Origin of the sequence: Streptomyces sp. NPDC005794, from assembly GCF_042871445.1 — a bacterium.
In the GTDB taxonomy this organism is placed as follows: domain Bacteria; phylum Actinomycetota; class Actinomycetes; order Streptomycetales; family Streptomycetaceae; genus Streptomyces.
The window spans coordinates 39,097-61,757 of the sequence record NZ_JBIAIN010000030.1; the positions used below are offsets into that span (position 1 = coordinate 39,097).

Here is a 22,661-nt window from a genome sequence, read left to right on the forward strand (position 1 = left end):
GAAGAGTTCCGATGGCCGACTTCCGCCGTCCGCCCGAATGGCAGCAGAGCGCCGACCGCCACACACAACTGACCGATCCGGTGCTGACCGTGCGGCAGCTGACGCGCTTCGAGTACGTGACCCGCAAGCCGGTCACCCAGGTCGATCACGCGCTGGTGTTCGTCACCTCCAAGGGGGAGTACGACACCTTCCTGCCGCCCCACCGCCCCGTACGCGCAGACCTGGCGACCCGGCGCTACACCGCCGTCTACGAGGTGGACATGGGGATCCATCCGGTGCGGACGGAACTGGCCCTGCCCAGCGACAACGACGCGTTCGAGTTCGGGGTGGCGGTCGACCTGTCCTGGCAGGTCCTGGCACCGGACGTGTTCGTCAGGAGTGGACACCGCCACGTCCCCGAACTCCTGCTGGGCGAACTGCAGCAGGCGGCGCGCCCGGTCACCCGGTCGTTCCCCGTCCACCGCAGTGCCGAGGCCGAACAGGCGGTGCTGCGGGCGGTACAGGCGCAGGGCCAGTTGGGTGCGACGGCCGGTCTCCTGGTCACCTGGACCGTGCGGGTACGCCGGGACGACGACAACATCGCGCACGAGAAGCGCAAACAGGCCATCGAGCACCAGAGCGCGGAGCAGGTCCTCATCGCCCAGCGCGGCATGGACATCGATCTGGAGGTCGACCGCCGCTCCCGGCAGCAGGACCTGCTCCTGACGGGGCGGGCCCTCGAACACCAGCGGCAGCAGCACGAACTGGCCATGCGGCAGCAGGAGCTCCAGCACCGGCACGCGCTTCTCGCGGGGCGCCAGGACCTGGAACTCCAGGCCCTGCAGGCGCAGAAGATCAATTTCTACGCCTATCACCTCCAGCACGGCGGGGTACACGCCTGGGCGCTCCATCTCTCCGAACACCCGGAGGACTCCCGGCTGGTGATGCAGTCCATGCGGGACGACCAGCTACGGCTGATCCAGCAGCAGAAGGAGCTGGTCTCGGAACTGCTCGGAGGCAAGCACGCGGAGGCGTTCGAGCTCGACGGGCCGAAGGAGCTCGCGCTCAGGACCGTCACCGAGATCCTCGCGCAGCGGCTGCCCGGAGTGGCCGACACCGTCCCGAGCCCCGTCCCGCCGGACCAGCTCCTCACGGCGGACGCCGCACCGCCGTCGCAGCCCGGCACCGTCCCCGGGCCCTCCGTCACCGGACCACCGGTGGCCGAATCCCCGCCCTGGCCCGCAGAGGGGACGGTCCACGAGGCACCGCCCTTCGACGGGTACGTACCGGTGCCGCCGGCCTACAGCCCGTCTCCGGGTTGGCAGCCGCTCCACGGCCCGCCGGCCACAGCCGCGCCCACGGCCGCCGTACCCCCGCCGTACGGCTTCCCGCCCCCGCAGCCTCCGGCCGCCCCCGCCACCCCCCCTCCTCCGATGCCCGCCATGCCGTTCGCCGCCGCGCCGCAGGACACCGCCCCCACGCCCGGGAACGAGCCCTCCGCCCCGGACGGGGAAGGCGAGCCGTCATGACCACCCCCGACCCGGCCGGGGTGCCCCCGGAGGTGGCCACCCTGGAGGCAGCGGGCCGGCTGCTCACCGACGCCCGCGGCGAGATCACCCGGGCCGACAGCAAGGCCGCGGTACTCGCCGGTGCGCTCGGCGTGACGGTGGGGGTCCTCAGCGGCTTCCTGACAGCCGGACGATTACGCCCGTGGGACCTCGGCGGACTCGGCAGCGTGCTGTGGTGGGCCGGGGCCTGCTGCGCGGCTCTGGCCCTGCTCTCCCTGCTCATGGCGATCCTGCCGCGGTACCGGCCGAGCACCTGGGCACCGGGCCTGCCGCTCACGTACTTCGCCGACACCCGACGGGCCTCTTCCCAGGGCCTGCTCGCTCAGGCCCTGGCCGACACGGCCCGTTCTCCGGCCGAAGCCCTGCTCGTCTCACTGGCGGAGACCAGCCGCATCGTCGCGGACAAGCACCGCTGGATACGGATCGGCCTGGCCGCCTTCTTCCTGAGCGCCCTCTTCTTCCCGACCGCGGGACTCCTGGGCTGAGCCGCCCCGTCAGCACCACCTCGCCCGCCCCGCACACCCGAGGAGCCGACCCGATGCCCCACCCGCCCGGCCATGACGAACCGCCGCCCGAGTACCCCGGGCCCGCGCCCGCGTACCCCGGCACACCCGCGAGCACCGCGCCCGCGTACCCCCACGTCCCGCTCCCACCCCCTCCTCCCGCATACCCCGCGGTGCTCGGCCCGGCCCCGAACCCGGTGCCGGAGCAGCCGCAGCACCACCCCCACGCGATGGACTTCGAGCAGCGGCGCGTCCATCTCACCGCCCGCCAGCGAGGCGCGGACGCCACCGCGCTGAGCCGGCTCCTCGTCCAGGTGCCCGCGTTCCTCTGCAGCCTCGCCGTGGTGACCGGTCTCGCGACCGCGCTCTTCGGGTCGGCGGCCTGGCTGCCCGTCACCGTCTGGGTGCTCAGCGGCGCCCTGGTCTTCCACCGCCCCACCGAGAGCTTCCTCGCACGGAGACTGCTGCGGCTGCGCGTTCCGACCGCTGCCGAGCGGGCCCGGCTGGAGCCGGTGTGGCGCGAGGTCACGGCGCGGGCAGGCGTCGACCATCAGCGGTACGAGCTGTGGATCGAGGAGAACGACGGCATCAACGCCTACGCGGCCGCCGGCCACATCGTCGGCGTCACCACCTTCTCGCTGAACCACCTGCCCAACGGCCAGCTGGCCGCCGCACTCGCCCACGAACTCGGCCACCACACGGGCGGCCACGCCTGGGCCTCCCTGCTCGGCGAGTGGTACGCGCAGCCCGCCGAGCTGACGTGGCGGGCGATACGCGGGCTGTCGCGGCTCGTCCTGCGCGTGGCACGCGTCATCTCGCTGCCCGCGACAGGATTCCTGGTCCTGCTGTTCGGCTGCGGTCTGCTGGCCTTCGTCGCGGCGGCCTGGATGATCGTCGTGCCGATGGCGGTCGCTCCGTACCTGCTGGCCCTGGTCAACAGGAGGGCCGAGCTCCGCGCCGACGCCCACGCGGCCGGCCTGGGCTTCGCCCACCCCCTCGCCGGGGTCCTGCACACCATGCGGGCGCACGAGGAGGCCCGGTACGCGGCTGCGGGCCCTCGGACCCCCCGAACCGGCGGTCTCGCCAAGCTGCTGTCCTCGCACCCCGACTACGCGGACCGCCTGCAGCGCCTCCAGCCCTACCTGGACACTCCTTCGCCGCGGTGACAGCGGCGCCGGGCACGCCGAAGGGCGGTCACCCCGTGCGAAACGGGGTGACCGCCCTTCGGTCGTATCAAGCGACTCGCTTACTGGTTGTACGGACCGTAGTCGTAGTCCTCCAGCGGAACGGCCTGGCCGGAGCCGGTGCCGAACGGTGAGTAGTCGATGTCGTCGTAGCCGACGGCCGAGTACATCGCGGCCTTGGCCTCCTCGGTCGGCTCGACCCGGATGTTGCGGTAGCGGGACAGACCCGTACCGGCCGGGATGAGCTTACCGATGATGACGTTCTCCTTGAGGCCGATCAGGGAGTCCGACTTGGCGTTGATCGCCGCGTCGGTCAGAACCCTGGTCGTCTCCTGGAAGGACGCCGCCGACAGCCACGACTCGGTGGCGAGCGAGGCCTTGGTGATACCCATCAGCTGCGGACGGCCGGAGGCGGGGTGTCCGCCCTCGGTGACCACACGACGGTTCTCGGTCTCGAACTTCGACCGCTCGACGAGCTCGCCCGGCAGCAGCTCCGCGTCGCCGGACTCGATGATCGTCACACGGCGCAGCATCTGCCGGATGATGATCTCGATGTGCTTGTCGTGGATCGACACACCCTGCGAGTTGTAGACCTTCTGGACTTCGCCGACCAGGTGGACCTGGACCGCGCGCTGACCGAGGATCCGCAGCACGTCGTGCGGGTTGGTGGCACCGACGGTGAGCCTCTGGCCCACCTCGACCGCGTCGCCCTCGCCGACCAGGAGACGGGCACGCTTGGAGATCGGGAACGCCGTCTCCTCGCTGCCGTCGTCCGGGGTGACGACGAGCTTCTTGGTCTTCTCGGTCTCCTCGATCCGGACACGGCCCTTGGCCTCCGAGATCGGGGCGACGCCCTTGGGCGTACGCGCCTCGAAGAGCTCGACGACACGCGGCAGACCCTGGGTGATGTCGTCACCGGCCACACCACCGGTGTGGAAGGTACGCATCGTCAGCTGGGTACCGGGCTCACCGATGGACTGGGCGGCGATGATGCCGACCGCCTCACCGATGTCGACCAGCTTGCCGGTGGCGAGCGAGCGTCCGTAGCAGAAGGCACAGGTGCCGACCGCGGACTCACAGGTCAGGACCGAGCGGGTCTTGACCTCCTCGACGCCGGCGCCCACCAGGGCGTCGATCAGGACGTCACCGAGGTCGACGTTGGCAGGCGCGATGACCTTGCCGTCGACGACGACGTCCTCGGCGAGCATGCGGGCGTAGACCGAGGTCTCGACGTCCTCCGTCTTGCGGAGCACGCCGTCGGCGCCCTTGACGGCGATCTTCAGCTTGAGGCCGCGGTCGGTGCCACAGTCCTCCTCGCGGATGATCACGTCCTGCGAGACGTCCACCAGACGACGGGTCAGGTAACCCGAGTCGGCGGTACGCAGGGCGGTGTCCGCCAGACCCTTACGGGCACCGTGCGTGGAGATGAAGTACTCCAGAACGGTGAGGCCCTCGCGGAAGGACGCCTTGATGGGACGCGGAATCGTCTCGTTCTTGGCGTTCGACACCAGACCACGCATACCCGCGATCTGACGCATCTGCATCATGTTTCCTCGGGCACCCGAGTCGACCATCATGAAGATGGGGTTCGTCTTCGGGAAGTTCGCGTTCATCGCCTCGGCAACCTCGTTGGTCGCCTTGGTCCAGATCGCGATGAGCTCCTGCGTGCGCTCGTCCTTGGTGATCAGACCGCGCTCGTACTGCTTCTGGACCTTCTCGTCCTGCTCCTCGTAGCCCTTGACGATGGCCTTCTTGGCCTCGGGCACGACGACGTCGGAGATGGCCACGGTCACACCGGAGCGGGTCGCCCAGTGGAAACCGGCCGCCTTCAGGTTGTCGAGCGTCGCCGCCACGATGACCTTGGGGTAGCGCTCGGCCAGGTCGTTGACGATCTCGGAGAGCTGCTTCTTGCCCACCGAGTAGTCGACGAACGGGTAGTCCTCGGGCAGCAGCTCGTTGAAGAGCGCGCGGCCCAGGCTCGTACGCAGCCGGAAGGTGTCACCCGGCTGGTACTCGGGCTCGCCTTCTTCGGCGACCGGCGGCACCCAGCCACGCGGCGGGATGGTGCCCACCGGGAAGCGGATGTCGACCTTCGCCTGCAGCGACAGCTCGCGGGCGTCGAAGGCCATGGTGGCCTCGGCCGTGGAGCCGAACGCGCGGTCCGTGCCCTTGACGTTGCGGCCCTCTTCGTCCGTGGTGAGGAAGAAGAGACCCAGCACCATGTCCTGGGTCGGCATGGTGACGGGACGACCGTCGGCCGGCTTCAGGATGTTGTTCGAGGACAGCATCAGGATGCGGGCCTCGGCCTGCGCCTCCGCGGAGAGCGGAAGGTGCACGGCCATCTGGTCACCGTCGAAGTCCGCGTTGAACGCGGTGCAGACGAGCGGGTGGATCTGGATGGCCTTGCCCTCGACCAGCTGCGGCTCGAAGGCCTGGATGCCGAGGCGGTGCAGGGTGGGTGCACGGTTCAGCAGCACCGGGTGCTCGGCGATGACCTCTTCGAGGACGTCGTACACGACGGTGCGGCCACGCTCGACCATGCGCTTGGCCGACTTGATGTTCTGCGCGTGGTTCAGGTCCACCAGGCGCTTCATCACGAACGGCTTGAAGAGCTCCAGCGCCATCGCCTTCGGCAGACCGCACTGGTGCAGCTTGAGCTGCGGACCGACGACGATCACGGAACGCGCGGAGTAGTCCACACGCTTGCCGAGGAGGTTCTGACGGAAACGACCCTGCTTGCCCTTCAGCATGTCGCTGAGGGACTTGAGCGGGCGGTTACCGGGACCGGTGACCGGGCGACCGCGGCGGCCGTTGTCGAACAGCGCGTCGACGGCCTCCTGCAGCATCCGCTTCTCGTTGTTCACGATGATCTCGGGGGCACCGAGGTCAAGGAGACGCTTGAGGCGGTTGTTGCGGTTGATCACACGGCGGTACAGGTCGTTCAGGTCGGAGGTCGCGAAGCGGCCACCGTCCAGCTGCACCATCGGACGCAGGTCCGGCGGGATGACCGGCACGCAGTCGAGCACCATGCCCTTGGGCTTGTTGCTGGTCTGCAGGAACGCGGAGACGACCTTGAGGCGCTTGAGCGCACGGGTCTTCTTCTGGCCCTTGCCGGTGCGGATGATCTCGCGGAGGCGCTCGGCCTCCTCGTCGAGGTCGAAGGACTCGAGGCGCTTCTGCAGGGCGGCAGCACCCATGCAGCCGTCGAAGTACGTGCCGAAACGGTCACGCAGCTCGCGGTAGAGCAGCTCGTCGCCCTCGAGGTCCTGGACCTTGAGGTTCTTGAAGCGGCTCCACACCTCGTCGAGGCGGTCGATCTCGCGCTGCGCACGGTCGCGCAGCTGCTTCATCTCACGCTCGGCACCTTCGCGCACCTTGCGGCGTACGTCGGCCTTGGCGCCCTCGGCCTCGAGCTCGGCCAGGTCGGTCTCGAGCTTCTTGGCGCGGTTCTCGAGGTCCGAGTCGCGGCGGTTCTCGACCTGCTGACGCTCGACGGAGACGTGCGCCTCCAGCGACGGGAGGTCACGCGTGCGGCGCTCCTCGTCGACGAACGTGATCATGTACGCGGCGAAGTAGATGACCTTCTCGAGGTCCTTCGGCGCGAGGTCCAGCAGGTAGCCGAGGCGCGACGGGACGCCCTTGAAGTACCAGATGTGGGTGACGGGAGCGGCAAGCTCGATGTGACCCATGCGCTCACGGCGCACCTTGGCGCGAGTGACCTCGACGCCACAGCGCTCACAGATGATGCCCTTGAAGCGGACACGCTTGTACTTGCCGCAGTAGCACTCCCAGTCCCGGGTCGGACCGAAGATCTTCTCGCAGAAGAGTCCGTCCTTTTCGGGCTTGAGCGTGCGGTAGTTGATGGTCTCCGGCTTCTTCACTTCGCCGTGGGACCAGGTCCGGATGTCGTCCGCGGTGGCAAGGCCGATCCGCAGCTCGTCGAAGAAGTTGACGTCGAGCACTTGTCGTCAATCCCTCTTTCGGGGGTTCGAGCCCCCTCGCTTCACGCGAGAAATCGGGGCACTTCAGCAATGGTCTGAACGGGTCCGGGGAGAGCCGGCCGGATCACGAGGATCCGGCCGGGCAACCCGTCAGACCTCTTCGACGCTGCTCGGCTCGCGCCGGGACAGGTCGATACCGAGCTCCTCCGCCGCGCGGAAGACGTCCTCGTCCGTGTCGCGCATCTCGATGGACATGCCGTCCGAGGACAGCACCTCCACGTTGAGGCAGAGCGACTGCATTTCCTTGATGAGCACCTTGAAGGACTCGGGAATGCCGGGCTCGGGGATGTTCTCGCCCTTGACGATCGCCTCGTAGACCTTCACGCGGCCGGTGACATCGTCGGACTTGATCGTCAGGAGTTCCTGGAGGGCGTATGCGGCGCCGTAAGCCTCAAGGGCCCACACCTCCATCTCACCGAATCGCTGACCACCGAACTGTGCCTTACCACCCAGCGGCTGCTGCGTGATCATGGAGTACGGGCCGGTCGAACGAGCGTGGAGCTTGTCGTCGACCAGGTGGTGCAGCTTGAGGATGTACATGTACCCGATCGAGACCGGGTCCGGGAACGGCTCGCCGGAGCGGCCGTCGAACAGGTTGGCCTTGCCCGAGGGCTGGACCAGCCGGTCGCCGTCGCGGTTCGGGATCGTGGCCTGGAAGAGGCCGGTGATCTCGTCCTCGCGCGCACCGTCGAAGACGGGCGTGGCGACGTTGGTGCCGGGCGCGACCTGGTCGGCGCCGATGGCCTGCAGGCGCTGGGCCCACTCGTCACCGAGGCCGGAGACGTCCCAGCCGCGGCTGGCGAGCCAGCCGAGGTGGATCTCCAGGACCTGTCCCGGGTTCATTCGGGACGGGACACCCAGCGGGTTGAGGATGATGTCGACCGGGGTGCCGTCCTCCAGGAACGGCATGTCCTCGATCGGCAGGATCTTGGAGATGACGCCCTTGTTGCCGTGACGACCGGCGAGCTTGTCACCATCGGTGATCTTGCGCTTCTGCGCGACGTAGACGCGGACCAGCTGGTTCACGCCCGGCGGCAGCTCGTCGCCCTCTTCGCGGTCGAAGACGCGGACGCCGATGACCTTGCCGATCTCGCCGTGCGGGACCTTCAGCGAGGTGTCGCGCACCTCGCGCGCCTTCTCACCGAAGATCGCACGGAGCAGACGCTCCTCCGGGGTCAGCTCGGTCTCACCCTTGGGCGTGACCTTGCCGACGAGGATGTCACCGGCGACGACCTCGGCACCGATACGGATGATGCCGCGCTCGTCGAGGTCGGCGAGGACCTCTTCGGAGACGTTCGGGATGTCCCGGGTGATCTCCTCCGGGCCGAGCTTGGTGTCACGGGCGTCGACCTCGTGCTCCTCGATGTGGATCGAGGAGAGGACGTCGTCCTGCACGAGGCGCTGCGACAGGATGATCGCGTCCTCGTAGTTGTGACCCTCCCACGGCATGAACGCCACGAGCAGGTTCTTGCCGAGCGCCATCTCACCGTTCTCGGTGGCGGGCCCGTCGGCGAGGACCTGGCTCTCGATGACCCGGTCGCCCTCGGAGACGACGACCTTCTGGTTCACCGAGGTGCCCTGGTTCGAGCGCGAGAACTTGGCGATGCGGTACGTGGTGTACGTGCCGTCGTCGTTCGTCACGGTGATGTAGTCCGCGGAGACCTCCTGGACCACACCCGACTTCTCGGCCTTGAGCACGTCGCCGGCGTCGGTGGCACAGCGGTACTCCATGCCCGTGCCGACCAGCGGCGCCTCGCTCTTGATGAGCGGGACGGCCTGACGCATCATGTTCGCGCCCATGAGGGCACGGTTGGCGTCGTCGTGCTCGAGGAACGGGATCATCGCGGTGGCGACCGACACCATCTGGCGCGGCGAGACGTCCATGTAGTCGACGTCGTCGCCGGGGATGTAGTCGATCTCTCCGCCACGACGGCGGACCAGGACACGGGCCTCGGTGAAGCGCATGTCCTCGGAGAGCGTCGCGTTCGCCTGGGCGATCACGAAGCGGTCCTCTTCGTCGGCCGTCAGGTAGTCGACGTCGTCGGTGACGACGCCCTCGACGACCTTGCGGTACGGCGTCTCGATGAAGCCGAACGGGTTGATGCGCCCGTAGGAGGCCAGCGAGCCGATCAGACCGATGTTCGGGCCTTCAGGCGTCTCGATCGGGCACATGCGGCCGTAGTGCGACGGGTGAACGTCACGGACCTCGAAGCCGGCCCGCTCACGGGACAGACCACCCGGGCCGAGGGCGTTGAGACGACGCTTGTGCGTCAGGCCCGACAGCGGGTTGTTCTGGTCCATGAACTGGGACAGCTGGCTGGTGCCGAAGAACTCCTTGATGGAGGCGACGACCGGCCTGATGTTGATCAGGGTCTGCGGCGTGATCGCCTCGACGTCCTGGGTGGTCATGCGCTCACGCACGACGCGCTCCATACGGGCGAGACCCGTACGGACCTGGTTCTGGATCAGCTCACCGACGTTACGGATACGGCGGTTGCCGAAGTGGTCGATGTCGTCGGTCTCGACCATGATCGAGCGACCGGACTCACCGACCGTCTCGGTCTCACCGGCGTGCAGCTTCACCAGGTACTTGATGGTGGCGATGATGTCGTCGCTGGTGAGGACACCGGCGTCGAGCGGCTCGTCGGCGCCGAGCTTCTTGTTCACCTTGTAGCGGCCGACCTTCGCGAGGTCGTAGCGCTTCGGGTTGAAGTAGAGGTTCTCGAGCAGCGTCTGAGCGGCCTCGCGCGTCGGCGGCTCGCCCGGACGCAGCTTGCGGTAGATGTCGAGCAGCGCGTCGTCCTGGCCCTGGGTGTGGTCCTTCTCCAGGGTGGCGCGCATCGACTCGTACTCGCCGAACTCCTCGAGGATCTGCTCGGTGGTCCAGCCGAGAGCCTTCAGGAGGACGGTGACGGACTGCTTGCGCTTGCGGTCGATGCGGACACCGACCATGTCGCGCTTGTCGATCTCCATCTCCAGCCAGGCACCCCGGGACGGGATGATCTTGGCGGAGAAGATGTCCTTGTCGGACGTCTTGTCGATGGAGGAGTCGAAGTAGACACCCGGCGAGCGCACGAGCTGCGACACGACGACACGCTCGGTGCCGTTGATGACGAAGGTGCCCTTGTTGGTCATGAGCGGGAAATCGCCCATGAAGACCGTCTGGGACTTGATCTCGCCGGTCTCGTTGTTGGTGAACTCGGCCGTGACGAAGAGCGGCGCGGCGAACGTGAAGTCGCGCTCCTTGCACTCGTCGATCGAGTTCTTCGGGGGCTCGAAGCGGTGGTCGCGGAAGGTGAGCGACATCGACCCGGAGAAGTCCTCGATCGGCGAAATCTCCTCGAAGATTTCTTCCAGGCCGGACTTGGTGGGGACGTCTTGTCCGCTGTCCAGAGCAGCCTCGACGCGAGCCTTCCACGCGGCGTTGCCCAGGAGCCAGTCAAAGCTCTCGGTCTGCAGCGCGAGGAGGTTCGGAACCTCGAGGGGCTCCTTGATCTTTGCAAAAGAGATGCGCAGCGGGGCGGTGCTGGCACCGTTGTTCGTATTCGAGGTCGAGGCGTTGCGCGAGGCGGCCAAGAGGGGGTCCTTCCGAGGGCTCGGACTCACTACGCGCGTACCGGCCCCAAGCCGCACACAGAGACAGAAAACCCAAGGTCAGGGAATATCCGGCATCGGTGCTAGGCGTGGGCATGCCCCTGGTGACGGGCAGGAGGCAGCTAACAGGCAGCGCAAAGGGTCAGTGTAGCCAAACGCCACACTGATGTCCAGTCGGGGTTCTCAGAGACCCACGTTGCTCTCAACAGCTGTTCTCAACACCTATGAATAGCCCTCGCGCGAGTGTGCGCTCTTCTTTACTGCCCTCTTCGCTCTCGATCCATGCCTCGGATGCGGATCGAGATGACGACGCGTCCTGAGAATTGCGCGCCGCGTGCGGTTCGTCAAGGCCCCGAGGCCCCGGCGGACGACCGTCGATCTTCACCTGCGCCCGGAGGACGCCTGTTGACGGCCCTCCGTGCGCCTGGAGAAAGGAACGGCGAAGATCACCCTACTCGTCGGGGCGGGAAGATCAAGGCAGCCTCCCGGGGCACGCCAAAGGGCGACCACCCGGATGGGTGATCGCCCTTTGCGATGTGACATCCCGGCCTCGCGGCAGGGACGGTCCTGAGGAGTCAGATGACTCGCAGGGTCACTTGACCTCGACGGAGGCGCCGGCGCCCTTGAGGGACTCGGCAGCCTTCTCGGCGGCCTCCTTGGCGACCTTCTCGAGGACGGGCTTCGGGGCGCCGTCCACGAGGTCCTTGGCCTCCTTGAGACCCAGCGAGGTCAGCTCACGCACGACCTTGATGACCTGGATCTTCTTCTCGCCGGCACCCGTGAGGATGACGTCGAACTCGTCCTGCTCGGCCTCGGCCTCGGCGGCGGGGCCACCGGCGGCGGGACCGGCGACGGCGACGGCCGCGGCGGCGGTGACGTCGAACTTCTCCTCGAACGCCTTAACGAACTCGGAGAGCTCGATGAGGGTGAGCTCCTCGAACTGGGCGAGCAGGTCTTCCTGGCTGAGCTTCGCCATGATGGCGTCCTTCCACTAATTCGGCAGGTGCCGGATGTATATGTAGGCGGGCGTACGGGCCCGCTTCGAGCCGGTGAAGCGGAGTGTTACTCCGCCACCTCGGCGTCGGCGGGAGCCGGCGTACCGGCACCGCCCTGCTCGGCCCTCTTGGCGCGAAGCGCTTCCGCGGTGCGGACGAACTTCGACGGCAGAGCCTGGAAGAGCTGCGCAGCCTGAGTCTGCTTGCCCTTCATGGCGCCGGCCAGCTTGGCGAGCAGAACCTCGCGGGACTCGAGGTCCGCGAGCTTCTTGATCTCATCGGCGGACAGCGCCTTACCGTCAAGGACACCGCCCTTGATGATGAGGTTGGGGTTGTCCTTGGCGAAGTCACGAAGACCCTTCGCCGACACCACCGGGTCACCGGTGACGAAGGCAACCGCCGTCGGACCCGAGAACAGGTCGTCCAGCGTGTCGATCCCGGCCTCGTTGGCCGCAATCTTGGTCAGCGTGTTCTTCACCACGGCGTACTGGGCGTTCTCACCGAGCGAACGGCGCAGCTCCTTGAGCTGTGCCACGGTGAGACCCCGGTACTCGGTCAGCACGGCGGCGTTCGAGCTGCGGAACTGGTCCGTCAGCTCGGCTACCGCGGCAGCCTTGTCGGGCCTTGCCATGAGCGTCGGCCTCCTTCCGGGTGATGAGGACCGCTCAGAAGGGGCCGGGAAAAACAAAACGCCCCGGCGCAGGCGCCAGGGCGTAGCTCGACCGAACGAATCCGGGAGCTTTCCACAGTCACCTGCGCAGGTCGCCCGTTCTTGACGGATCCTTCGGTCACCATGTCCTCTTGCGAGGACGCGGCAACGACCAGCGGTCTTTGGCTTCTTCGTGAGAGTACGCGACCGGAGCCGTTCGGAGCAAATCCGTCCCGACTTCGACCGGTGCGAGAGGTTTAAGCGCCTCTCGGGCGGCTCGGGAAGCCGCTCGTACAGGAACGAGGACGGGCCCCACATCCTCCGAGGAGGCTGCGGGGCCCGTCCCATGCCGTGACGCGGCTACCGGATGAGCACGGAGGCTCAGACGGAGGCCGGGTCCTCCTCGACGAGGAGGTTGCGCACGCGGTTGGAGTCCAGCGGGATGCCGGGGCCCATCGTCGTGCTCATGGTCGCCTTCTTGATGAAGCGACCCTTCGCGGCGGACGGCTTCAGACGGAGGATCTCCTCCAGGGCCGCGCCGTAGTTCTCGACCAGCTTCGTGTCATCGAAAGAGGTCTTTCCGATGATGAAGTGGAGGTTCGAGTGCTTGTCGACGCGGAACTCGATCTTTCCGCCCTTGATGTCGTTGACGGCCTTCACGACATCGGGGGTGACGGTGCCGGTCTTCGGGTTCGGCATCAGACCACGCGGACCGAGCACGCGGCCCAGGCGGCCGACCTTGCCCATGAGGTCCGGCGTGGCGACGACGGCGTCGAAGTCCAGACGGCCCTTCGCCACCTCGTCGATGAGCTCGTCGGCGCCGACGATGTCGGCGCCCGCGGCTTCCGCGGCCGCAGCACGGTCACCGGTCGCGAAGACCAGGACCCGGGCGGTCTTGCCGGTGCCGTGCGGGAGGTTCACGGTGCCACGGACCATCTGGTCGGCCTTGCGCGGGTCAACACCCAGGGCAAACGCGACCTCGACGGTGCTGTCGAACTTCGTGGAGGCGGTGTCCTTGGCGACACGGACGGCCTCGAGCGGGGCGTACTGACGCTCCCGGTCGATCTTCGCGTCCGCAGCGCGGAGGTTCTTGCTGCGCTTCACATCTACTCCTGTGGTTTTCAGAGTGTGGAGTCGTGGTGCGGACCAGCGCTTGGTCCTACCACTGTGGGGCTACGGGGCTGACTCAGCCTTCGACCGTGATGCCCATGGAACGGGCGGTGCCAGCGATGATCTTCGACGCGGCGTCGAGGTCGTTGGCGTTCAGGTCGGGGAGCTTGGTCGTGGCGATCTCGCGGACCTGGGCGGCCGTGAGCTTGGCGACCTTGGTCTTGTGCGGCTCGCCGGAGCCCTTGTCCACACCCGCGGCCTTGAGGATCAGCTTGGCGGCCGGCGGAGTCTTCGTGATGAAGGTGAAGGAGCGGTCGTCGTAGACCGTGATCTCCACCGGCACGACCATGCCACGCTGCGACTCGGTCGCGGCGTTGTAGGCCTTGCAGAACTCCATGATGTTGACGCCGTGCTGGCCCAGTGCGGGACCGACCGGCGGCGCCGGGTTGGCCGCACCGGCGTTGATCTGGAGCTTGATAAGCCCCGTGACCTTCTTCTTCTTGGGAGGCATTGCTCTCTCCGGGTCCTAGTGAGAGTGTTTCGCCGCCATTCCGGTCATCCGGATGGAGGCATACCGCACAACGATAACGGGTATAGCTGCGCGACCAAAAACCGAGCAGGTCAGACCGGCTGCGAAGCCGGTCTGACCTGCTCGGTAGGCATGTGTCCGGAGACTGGCGGGAAGCCCGTCAGTTCTTCTGGATCTGGTCGAAGCTGAGCTCGACCGGGGTCTCGCGACCGAAGATCTCGACGAGGCCCTTGACCTTCTTCGAGTCGGCGTTGATCTCGTTGATCGTCGCCTGCAGGGTCGCGAACGGGCCGTCGGTGACGGTGACCGAGTCGCCCACCTCGAAGTCCAGGACCTGGACCTCGACCTTGCGGGCCGGAGCCGGCTTGCCCTCGGCCTCGGCCGCCTCGCGGGCCGCCTTCTCCTCGGCCTCGGGGGCGAGCATCTTGACGATCTCGTCCAGGGTCAGCGGGTACGGGTCGTAGGCGTTGCCCACGAAGCCGGTGACGCCCGGCGTGTTGCGGACAACACCCCAGGACTCGTTCGTCAGGTCCATGCGCACCAGGACGTAACCCGGGAGCTTGTTCTGACGGACGTTCTTCCGCTCACCGTTCTTGATCTGGACGATCTCTTCCTCGGGGACCTCCGCCTGGTAGACGAACTCCTCGACGTTGAGCGAGACGGCGCGCTGCTCCAGGTTCGCCTTCACACGCTTCTCGTAGCCGGCGTACGTGTGGATGACGTACCACTCACCGGGGAGGGTGCGGAGCTCTTCACGCAGGGCCGCGACGGCGTCGACGGGGGCGGCCGGCTCGGCCTCCTCGGCGTCGGACTCGTCCGCTGCCTCGTCGTCCTCCTCGTCCTCGGCGGCCTCGTCGGACTCGACACGCACGGCGTCCTGCTCGGCGGGCTCGCCCGCGGCGGCGTCAGCAGCGTCGACCTGGTCCGGGGCCACGGCATCCGACGCCTCGACGATGTCGAGCTCGTCCTCGGCGGACTCGACGGCGCTCGCCGTGGGCTCGGCGTCGTCGTTCAGGTTCGGGTCAGACACGATGGCTGCTTCTTCCTGGATACAAATGGGTGGAACATGCGAAAGGGGCGCCGATGAGGCGCCCTCCGCGGGGATCAGCCGAAGACGTACTTGATGACCCGCGCAAATCCGAAGTCAATCACGGTGACGAGACCGATCATGACGACCACGAACGCGATCACCACGGCCGTGTACGTCGACAGCTGACTGCGCGTGGGCCATACGACCTTGCGGAGCTCGGCGACGATCTGGCGGTAGAACAGCGCGAGACGGCCCAGAGGGCCCTTCTTGCCGCGCTTGCCGCCCTTCCGGGTCTTCTTCTTCGACTCGGGGGCTTCGTCCTCGGCATCAGGCATGTCGATGGAGCCCACGGCGTCCGTCACGCTACTCACCTGATTCCGGGTCGTGGCCGTGCCGCGCCCGGTGGAGCCGCACGGCGGTGCATTGAAGTACGTACATGCGCACACATCCTGGCGAAGGAGTGTGTAGCAGGGCCGGAGGGACTTGAACCCCCAACCGCTGGTTTTGGAGACCAGTGCTCTACCAATTGAGCTACGACCCTTTGTGGTTTCCACCAACCTACCGCATCTTCCCCGGTGAGCCGGATGGGAAAACGGTGCGGCTGATGAAGGCCAACGACAGGTGAGTGTACGTGTTCGGCGGCGCCGCGTCGAACAGACAACTACCGACCGGTCCTGTCCGGATGCTGTCCAAGCCCTGTCCGGTCCCTGAAACCCCTGTGCCGAGGGCATTTCCGGTCTGCGAGCATGGGGGCATGAGCGCTGCAACTTCTCCGACCGAGCGCCGGGTTTCGGCCCGCGTCGGTGCGATCTCCGAGTCCGCCACCCTCGCCGTCGACGCCAAGGCCAAGGCCCTCAAGGCCGCGGGGCGTCCGGTGATCGGCTTCGGCGCCGGTGAGCCCGACTTCCCGACCCCCGGTTACATCGTGGACGCCGCGATCGAGGCGTGCCGCAACCCGAAGTACCACCGCTACACCCCGGCGGGCGGGCTCCCCGAGCTCAAGGCCGCCATCGTGGCGAAGACGCTGCGCGACTCCGGCTACGAGATCGACGCCTCCCAGGTCCTGGTGACCAACGGCGGCAAGCAGGCCATCTACGAGGCCTTCGCCGCGATCCTCGACCCGGGCGACGAGGTCATCGTCCCCGCCCCGTACTGGACGACCTACCCCGAGTCGATCCGTCTCGCCGGCGGCGTCCCGGTCGAGGTCGTGGCCGACGAGACCACCGGCTACCGCGTCTCGGTCGAGCAGCTCGAGGCGGCACGCACCGAGCGCACGAAGGTCGTCCTCTTCGTGTCCCCGTCCAACCCGACGGGCGCGGTCTACAGCGAGGCCGAGACCGAGGCCGTCGGCCGCTGGGCCGTCGAGCACGGCCTGTGGGTGATGACCGACGAGATCTACGAGCACCTGGTCTACGGTGACGCGGCCTCCGCCTCGCTCCCCGCCGTCGTGCCCGAGCTGCGTGACAAGTGCATCGTGGTCAACGGCGTCGCCAAGACCTATGCCATGACGGGCTGGCGAGTGGGCTGGATCATCGGCCCGAAGGACATCGTGAAGGCCGCGACCAACCTGCAGTCGCACGCCACCTCCAACGTCAGCAACGTCGCGCAGGCCGCCGCGCTGGCAGCGGTCTCCGGCTCGCTGGACGCGGTCGCCGAGATGCGGACGGCCTTCGACCGCCGCCGCAGGACGATCGTGCGCATGCTCAACGAGATCCACGGCGTGCTCTGCCCCGAGCCCGAAGGCGCGTTCTACGCGTACCCGTCGGTGAAGGGACTGCTCGGCAAGGAGATCCGCGGCAAGCGCCCCGCGGACTCCGCCGAGCTCGCGGCCCTCATCCTGGACGAGGCCGAGGTCGCCGTGGTGCCGGGCGAGGCCTTCGGTACGCCGGGTTACCTGCGGCTGTCCTACGCGCTGGGCGACGACGACCTGGTCGAGGGTGTCTCGCGGCTCCAGAAGCTGCTGGGCGAGGCCCGCGACTGACCGGACACACGTTCCGGAAGGTGGCTCCTGGCTCCGGCCGGGAGCCACTTTTTTTGTTCGAGAGGTAATCCAGGACGGGAACCGGGTGACGCGACACCCCCCGGATGCGGCAAGATCCATGGATGGAGCGTGACGTACGGCTATTGCCCAAGGCCCACCTGCACCTGCACTTCACCGGGTCGATGCGGCCCACGACCCTGCTCGAACTGGCGGACAAGTACGGGGTGCGCCTGCCCGATGCCCTGACGGGCGGTGAGCCGCCCAAGCTACGGGCCACCGACGAGCGCGGCTGGTTCCGTTTCCAGCGCCTCTACGACATCGCCCGCTCCTGTCTCCGCTCGCCGGAGGACATCCAGCGGCTCGTGCGCGAGACCGCCATGGAGGACGTCGCGGACGGCTCCGGGTGGCTGGAGATCCAGGTCGACCCGACCTCGTACGCCCCGCTGCTCGGCGGGCTCATCCCGGCGATCGAGATCATCCTGGACGCGGTGGACCGTGCGGCCCGCGAGACCGGGCTGGGGATACGGGTGGTGATCGCGGCGAACCGGATGAAGCATCCGCTGGACGCCCGGACGCTGGCCCGGCTCGCCGTGCGGTACGCGGACCAGGGTGTCATCGGCTTCGGGCTCTCCAACGACGAACGCCGTGGGATGGCCCGCGACTTCGACCGTGCCTTCGCCATCGCCCGCGAGGGCGGTCTGCTCGCGGCCCCGCACGGCGGCGAGCTCGCCGGCCCCTCCAGCGTCCGGGACTGCCTGGACGACCTCGACGCGGCCCGGATCGGGCACGGCGTACGGGCGGCCGAGGACCCGAGGCTGCTGCGCAAGCTCGCGGAGCGCGGGGTGACCTGCGAGGTCTGCCCGGCCTCCAACGTCGCGCTCGGCGTCTACGAGAAGCCCGCCGACGTCCCCCTGCGCACGCTGTTCGACGCGGGGGTGCCGATGGCGCTCGGCGCGGACGACCCGCTGCTGTTCGGTTCCCGGCTGGCCGCGCAGTACGACCTCGTACGCCGCCATCACGACTTCACCGACGAGGAACTGGCCGAGCTGGCCCGGCAGTCCGTGCGGGGGTCGGTGGCGCCCGTCGAGGTGCGGGAGAAGCTGCTGGGCGGGATCGACGCGTGGCTCGCCAGCTGATGCCGCCCAGCAGGGTGCGCGCGAGGGACGCGGCGAAGTCGTCCAGTGACTGCGGGGCCGCGCCCATCTCGTAGGCGAAGGCACGCCGGGCGCAGGCGCCCAGCAGCAGCGAGGCCGCCGCGTAGGTGTCGGCCCCGGGCCCGACGCGGCCTGCCTGCTGTTCGGCGCGCGGGCCGATGTGGCCCACGCGATGCTGGCGCTGATCGACGAACCGGCCGCGGTGAAGCAGGGCGTGGGCATCGCCTGCTGAGGGCGCCCCGGAACCGGCCCGGGGAGCACCGGAGCTACAGGCTGACGCCGACCGTCACCGGTTCGTTGACGAGCGTGACCCCGAAGGCCTCGTGGACCCCCGCGACGACCTCACGGGCCAGGGCCAGCAGGTCCTCGGTGGTCGCGCCGCCCCGGTTGGTGAGGGCGAGCGTGTGCTTGGTGGAGATACGCGCGGGACCCGTGCCGTATCCCTTGGTGAAGCCCGCCTTGTCGATGAGCCACGCGGCCGAGGTCTTGACCCTGCCGTCGCCGGCAGGGAAGGCGGGGGGCGTGACGTCCCCGCCCAGGCGCTGCCCGGCGCGGACGAGGAAGGCCGCGTGCTCGGCCTCGTCGAGGATCGGGTTGGTGAAGAAGGACCCGGCCGACCAGGTGTCGTGGTCCTCGGGGTCGAGCACCATGCCCTTGCCGGCCCGCAGCCGGAGGACGGTTTCGCTGGCGGAGGCGGCGGGAACACGATCACCCTGTTCGACGCCCATGACCCTGGCCGTCTCGGGGTAGCGAAGGGGCGCGGACTGCCCGCCCGCGTCCTCCAGTGCGAACCGGACGCGGAGTACGACGTAGCGGTCGGGTTCGGCCTTGAAGCGGCTGTGGCGGTACGCGAACGCGCACGCCTCGTTCGGGAGGGTGACGGTCTCCCGGGTGTGCCGGTCGTAGGCGACGACCTCGGTGATGACCGAGGACACCTCCTGCCCGTACGCGCCGACGTTCTGGATCGGTGTCGCTCCGGCGGACCCGGGGATCCCGGCGAGGCACTCGATCCCGGCCAGCCCCGCCTCGACCGTACGGGCCACGGCGTCGGTCCAGACCTCGCCGGCGGCCAATTCGAGCGTCGTACCGGAGAGCTCGAAGCCCCTGGTCGCGATGCGCAGGGCTGTTCCGTCGAAGCCCTTGTCGCCGATGACCAGGTTGGAGCCGCCGCCGATGACCAGGAGCGGGGTCCCGCTGTCGTCGGCCTCGCGTACGGCGGCGATCACCTCGGCGTCCGTGGTGGCCGTCAGGAGGCGGTCGGCCGGACCGCCGAGCCGGAAGGTGGTCAGGGGGGCGAGGGGAGCGTCGTGGAGTTCCTGCACGGGGACAAGAGTACGGTCCGTGGCCGCCCCGCTCGGGCGGGGCCACGGACAGGGCGGAGGGCGCCCTCCCGGGAACGGCCCGGGGAGAGCGCCCTTCGCCCTGTCCGTGGGCGGGCGTGCCTCAGGCGAGGCGGACGACGGCGCGGGACATGCCCAGCACCTTCTTGCCGTCGCTCATCGCCGTCAGGTCGACCCGCACGAGGTTGTCGTCCAGCTTGGCGGCCACCTTGCCGCTGACCTCGATCAGCGCCCCGGTGCCGTCGTTCGGCACGACGACCGGCTTGGTGAAGCGCACGCCGTACTCGACGACCGCACCCGGGTCACCGGCCCAGTCCGTGACCACCCGGATCGCCTCGGCCATGGTGAACATGCCGTGCGCGATCACGTCCGGCAGACCGACCTCGCGCGCGAACTTCTCGTTCCAGTGGATCGGGTTGAAGTCACCGGAGGCGCCCGCGTACTGCACCAGCGTCGCCCGCGTCACCGGGAACGACTGCGCCGGCAGTTCCGTACCGACCTCGACAGCCCCGTAGGCAATGCTCGCCGTCATCACGCCTCCTCGGCGGCCCGCGCCACCAGCTTGGTCCACGCGGTCACCACGTGCTCACCGGACGCGTCACGCACATCGCCGCGGATGTCCACGATGTCGTTGCCCGCCATCGACTTGACCGCTTCGATGGTCGAGGTCACCGTCAGCCGGTCCCCCGCCCGCACGGGGCGCGCGTACGCGAACTTCTGGTCACCGTGCACCACGCGGCTGTAGTCCAGACCCAGCTGCGGGTCCTGCACCACCTGCCCGGCGGCCTTGAAGGTGATCGCGAAGACGAAGGTGGGCGGAGCGATCACATCCGAATGCCCCAGCGCCTTGGCGGCCTCCGGGTCCACGTACGCGGGGTTGGTGTCACCCACAGCCTCCGCGAACTCCCGGATCTTCTCCCGGCCGACCTCGTACGCCGGGGTGGGCGGATAGGTCCGCCCCACGAAGGACTGGTCGAGCGCCATGAGCCCGGTACCTCCTGATGAAAAGTCGAATAGGGCGAGGGACAACCCCTACAACGACACGAGGCCGCCCCCAATGGGGGCGGCCTCGTGTACGAGCCTGATTCAGCGCGTTTCGCGGTGCGCAGTGTGCGAGTTGCAGCGCGGGCAATGCTTCTTCATCTCAAGACGGTCCGGGTTGTTACGCCGGTTCTTCTTGGTGATGTAGTTCCGCTCCTTGCACTCCACGCAGGCCAGCGTGATCTTCGGGCGGACGTCGGTGGCAGCCACGTGAGTGCTCCTTGGACGGACGATGGACGGATGAACGCAAAAAAGAGTAGCCGATCGAAGGACCGACCCCACAATCGGCTACCGTTAGTAGCGGTGACCGGACTTGAACCGGTGACACAGCGATTATGAGCCGCTTGCTCTACCGACTGAGCTACACCGCTTTGATGCCGGGCTTCCCCGCCGAAGCGGGGTTACCCGATCACCAGAGCCCCAATGCGGAATCGAACCGCAGACCTTCTCCTTACCATGGAGACGCTCTACCGACTGAGCTATTGGGGCGAGCGAGGAAGACATTACACGGTCTCTCGCCGATCGCCCAAATCCGTTTCCGCCGCCCCCACCGGCCCCCCTCCCGGCCCCTGCCGCCGCCCCCCTGATCAGGCCTTTGATCAACTCGTACGCCACCCCGGCGGACCACCTCACAGGCCCCTGCTGCCCCCCTCTCCGCACCCGCCTCACAGGGCCACATTCGTAGGACTAATCCGCCCCTCCTCGGAGCGGGCCGGACAGCTCCTAGGCTCGGCGCACTCTGTGTGATCTTGCATTTCTTCCAGGAGCGGCGGATGCCCGAAAGCCCCAGCGACGTGCCCTCGGTGCTCCTCGGCGGGGCACGGCTCGCGGACGGGCGCACCGTCGACGTGCGGATCGGCGGCCCGGGTATCGAGGCGGTCGGGACGGCGGGCAGCCTCACCACCCGGGGGACGCGCCTGGACCTGCGCGGCTATCTCCTGCTGCCCGCCCCCGTCGAGCCCCACGCCCACGCCGACACGACCCTCACCGCCACTGCGGGAGGTACGCCGTCCCACCGGCCCGAGGACGTCCGGCGCCGCGCCACCGAGGCCACGCTGCTCCAGCTCAGCCACGGGGCGACCGCGGTGCGCGCTCATGTGCGCGTCGGCGGCGTACACGGCCTCGGCGCACTGGAAGGCGTCCTGGCGGCCCGCCGTTCGCTGCGCGGGCTCGCCGACCTGACCGCCGTCGCCGTACCCGGGCCCCTCACCGGCGCCGCGGGCGCCGACGGCCTCGCCGCGCTCCGTGACGCCCTGGAGATGGGCGCGGGCGTGATCGGCGGCTGCCCCGGCCTCGACCCCGATCCGGCCGGCTGGACCGAAGCGGTCCTGGATCTCGCCGCAGCCCACGACAGTCCCCTCGATCTGCACACGGACGGTGACGACCCCGCCCACCTCGCACGGTTGGCCGCCATGGCCGGCGGGCTCCGCCCGGGCCTCTGCCTCGGCCCCTGCGCGGGCCTCTCGCGGCTCCCCGGCGGCGAGGCGGCCCGCACCGCCGACCGGCTCGCCGCCGCCGCTGTGACCGTGGTCTGCGTTCCCCAGGGCGGCTGCTCCGGCGCGCGGCTCCGCGGAACACCTCCCGTACGGCTGCTGCGCGCCGCCGGGGTGCGGGTCGTAGCGGGCAGCGGCGCCCTGCGCGACAGCTCCAACCCCGTCGGCCGCGGCGACCCGTTGGAGGCGGCGTACCTGCTGGCCTCCCAGCACGGCCTCAGCCCTGAACACGCCTACGACACCGTCGCCGGCGCCGCCAGAGCGGCCCTGGGCCTGCCCGGGGTACGGGTCGAGGCCGGCTTCCCCGCCGAGCTGCTCGCCGTGCGCGGGGACGGGCTGGCCGGGGCGCTCTCACTCGCGTACAGCAGGATCGTGGTGCACCGCGGACGCGTGGTGGCGCGGACCAGCGCCGTACGCGAGTACCGCGACTTCGGGGCAGCCGCGGCCACCCTCGGTCTTCCGCATCAGGGACGTGCCGATTCCGGTTCCGGCGGCGGGCCTTGAGCGCGA

The 22,661-nt window shown here is 68.6% G+C and carries 17 protein-coding genes, 3 tRNA genes and 2 pseudogenes; 6 read left to right on the plus strand and 16 right to left on the minus strand.

Annotation, left to right across the window (positions count from 1 at the left end; genetic code table 11):
• The first annotated feature begins 11 nt into the window (after positions 1–11).
• Genes ACFYQ5_RS33680 through ACFYQ5_RS33690 form a run of 3 tightly spaced genes read left to right on the plus strand, consistent with a single transcriptional unit; the run spans position 12 to position 3,216 of the window.
• Positions 12–1,508, plus strand: a complete 1,497-nt coding sequence (locus ACFYQ5_RS33680; RefSeq protein WP_389203127.1) for a hypothetical protein — start codon at positions 12–14, stop codon at positions 1,506–1,508.
• A complete protein-coding gene (locus tag ACFYQ5_RS33685; protein WP_389203128.1) occupies positions 1,505–2,032 on the plus strand; it encodes a Pycsar system effector family protein in 528 nt (175 codons plus the stop codon). Before ACFYQ5_RS33680 ends, ACFYQ5_RS33685 begins: the two co-directional genes overlap by 4 nt.
• 53 nt (positions 2,033–2,085) lie before the next feature.
• Entirely contained in the window at positions 2,086–3,216 is a 1,131-nt protein-coding gene (locus tag ACFYQ5_RS33690) for a M48 family metalloprotease (RefSeq protein WP_389203130.1), read from the plus strand.
• Between the two features lie 80 nt (positions 3,217–3,296).
• Here the strand turns inward: ACFYQ5_RS33690 and ACFYQ5_RS33695 are convergent, their stop codons facing one another.
• From ACFYQ5_RS33695 to ACFYQ5_RS33735, 9 genes are all read right to left on the minus strand, one after another.
• Positions 3,297–7,196 (minus strand): DNA-directed RNA polymerase subunit beta', encoded by a 3,900-nt coding sequence (locus tag ACFYQ5_RS33695; protein WP_389203131.1) that lies wholly within the window; start codon positions 7,194–7,196, stop codon positions 3,297–3,299.
• Positions 7,197–7,325: 129 nt separating this feature from the next.
• On the minus strand, positions 7,326–10,811 hold the full coding sequence (gene rpoB, locus ACFYQ5_RS33700) for a DNA-directed RNA polymerase subunit beta (RefSeq protein WP_389203133.1): 3,486 nt from the start codon (positions 10,809–10,811) through the stop codon (positions 7,326–7,328).
• Between the two features lie 610 nt (positions 10,812–11,421).
• Positions 11,422–11,805, minus strand: coding sequence for a 50S ribosomal protein L7/L12 (rplL, locus tag ACFYQ5_RS33705; RefSeq protein WP_103517760.1), 384 nt, complete (start codon positions 11,803–11,805; stop codon positions 11,422–11,424).
• 86 nt (positions 11,806–11,891) lie between these two features.
• Positions 11,892–12,455 (minus strand): 50S ribosomal protein L10, encoded by a 564-nt coding sequence (rplJ, locus tag ACFYQ5_RS33710; protein WP_389203135.1) that lies wholly within the window; start codon positions 12,453–12,455, stop codon positions 11,892–11,894.
• Positions 12,456–12,854: 399 nt separating this feature from the next.
• The gene (gene rplA / locus ACFYQ5_RS33715; protein WP_389203137.1) at positions 12,855–13,577 is read right to left on the minus strand and encodes a 50S ribosomal protein L1; all 723 of its coding nucleotides are present in this window, start codon (positions 13,575–13,577) and stop codon (positions 12,855–12,857) included.
• Positions 13,578–13,659: 82 nt separating this feature from the next.
• Entirely contained in the window at positions 13,660–14,094 is a 435-nt protein-coding gene (gene rplK, locus ACFYQ5_RS33720; protein WP_024494105.1) for a 50S ribosomal protein L11, read from the minus strand.
• Positions 14,095–14,272: 178 nt separating this feature from the next.
• Entirely contained in the window at positions 14,273–15,142 is an 870-nt protein-coding gene (gene nusG / locus ACFYQ5_RS33725; RefSeq protein ID WP_389203139.1) for a transcription termination/antitermination protein NusG, read from the minus strand.
• A gap of 74 nt (positions 15,143–15,216) precedes the next feature.
• The gene (gene secE / locus ACFYQ5_RS33730) at positions 15,217–15,504 is read right to left on the minus strand and encodes a preprotein translocase subunit SecE (protein WP_329231815.1); all 288 of its coding nucleotides are present in this window, start codon (positions 15,502–15,504) and stop codon (positions 15,217–15,219) included.
• A gap of 106 nt (positions 15,505–15,610) precedes the next feature.
• Positions 15,611–15,683 (minus strand) — tRNA-Trp (locus tag ACFYQ5_RS33735).
• 213 nt (positions 15,684–15,896) lie between these two features.
• On the opposite strand from ACFYQ5_RS33735, the gene ACFYQ5_RS33740 reads away from it, so the two are divergent.
• Together ACFYQ5_RS33740 and ACFYQ5_RS33745 are read left to right on the plus strand one after the other, a co-directional pair.
• Positions 15,897–17,123: a pyridoxal phosphate-dependent aminotransferase gene (locus ACFYQ5_RS33740; protein ID WP_389203141.1), complete on the plus strand. Its 1,227-nt coding sequence runs from the start codon at positions 15,897–15,899 to the stop codon at positions 17,121–17,123.
• A 122-nt stretch (positions 17,124–17,245) separates the two neighbouring features.
• Positions 17,246–18,259 (plus strand): adenosine deaminase, encoded by a 1,014-nt coding sequence (locus tag ACFYQ5_RS33745; RefSeq protein WP_389203143.1) that lies wholly within the window; start codon positions 17,246–17,248, stop codon positions 18,257–18,259.
• On the opposite strand, the pseudogene ACFYQ5_RS33750 reads toward ACFYQ5_RS33745, so the two are convergent.
• The 7 genes and pseudogenes from ACFYQ5_RS33750 to ACFYQ5_RS33780 all read right to left on the minus strand — a co-directional run.
• Positions 18,255–18,428 (minus strand): annotated as a pseudogene (locus tag ACFYQ5_RS33750) (TetR/AcrR family transcriptional regulator); the annotation flags it as partial. The gene ACFYQ5_RS33745 and the pseudogene ACFYQ5_RS33750 sit on opposite strands and share 5 nt — an antisense overlap.
• Before the next feature lie 115 nt (positions 18,429–18,543).
• A pseudogene (locus ACFYQ5_RS33755) lies at positions 18,544–19,617 on the minus strand (UDP-N-acetylmuramate dehydrogenase); the annotation flags it as partial.
• Between the two features lie 103 nt (positions 19,618–19,720).
• Positions 19,721–20,149, minus strand: a complete 429-nt coding sequence (locus ACFYQ5_RS33760) for a MaoC family dehydratase (protein WP_389203144.1) — start codon at positions 20,147–20,149, stop codon at positions 19,721–19,723.
• Positions 20,149–20,601, minus strand: a complete 453-nt coding sequence (locus tag ACFYQ5_RS33765; protein WP_389203146.1) for a MaoC family dehydratase N-terminal domain-containing protein — start codon at positions 20,599–20,601, stop codon at positions 20,149–20,151. The genes ACFYQ5_RS33760 and ACFYQ5_RS33765 overlap by 1 nt, the downstream gene beginning before the upstream one ends.
• A gap of 102 nt (positions 20,602–20,703) precedes the next feature.
• Positions 20,704–20,868 (minus strand): 50S ribosomal protein L33, encoded by a 165-nt coding sequence (gene rpmG, locus ACFYQ5_RS33770; RefSeq protein ID WP_003956487.1) that lies wholly within the window; start codon positions 20,866–20,868, stop codon positions 20,704–20,706.
• 88 nt (positions 20,869–20,956) lie between these two features.
• A tRNA-Met gene (locus ACFYQ5_RS33775) sits at positions 20,957–21,029 on the minus strand.
• Positions 21,030–21,074: 45 nt separating this feature from the next.
• A tRNA-Thr gene (locus ACFYQ5_RS33780) sits at positions 21,075–21,147 on the minus strand.
• 284 nt (positions 21,148–21,431) lie between these two features.
• Between ACFYQ5_RS33780 and ACFYQ5_RS33785 the strand changes: the two genes are divergently transcribed.
• Entirely contained in the window at positions 21,432–22,655 is a 1,224-nt protein-coding gene (locus ACFYQ5_RS33785) for an amidohydrolase family protein (RefSeq protein WP_389203148.1), read from the plus strand.
• Positions 22,656–22,661 lie beyond the last annotated feature (6 nt).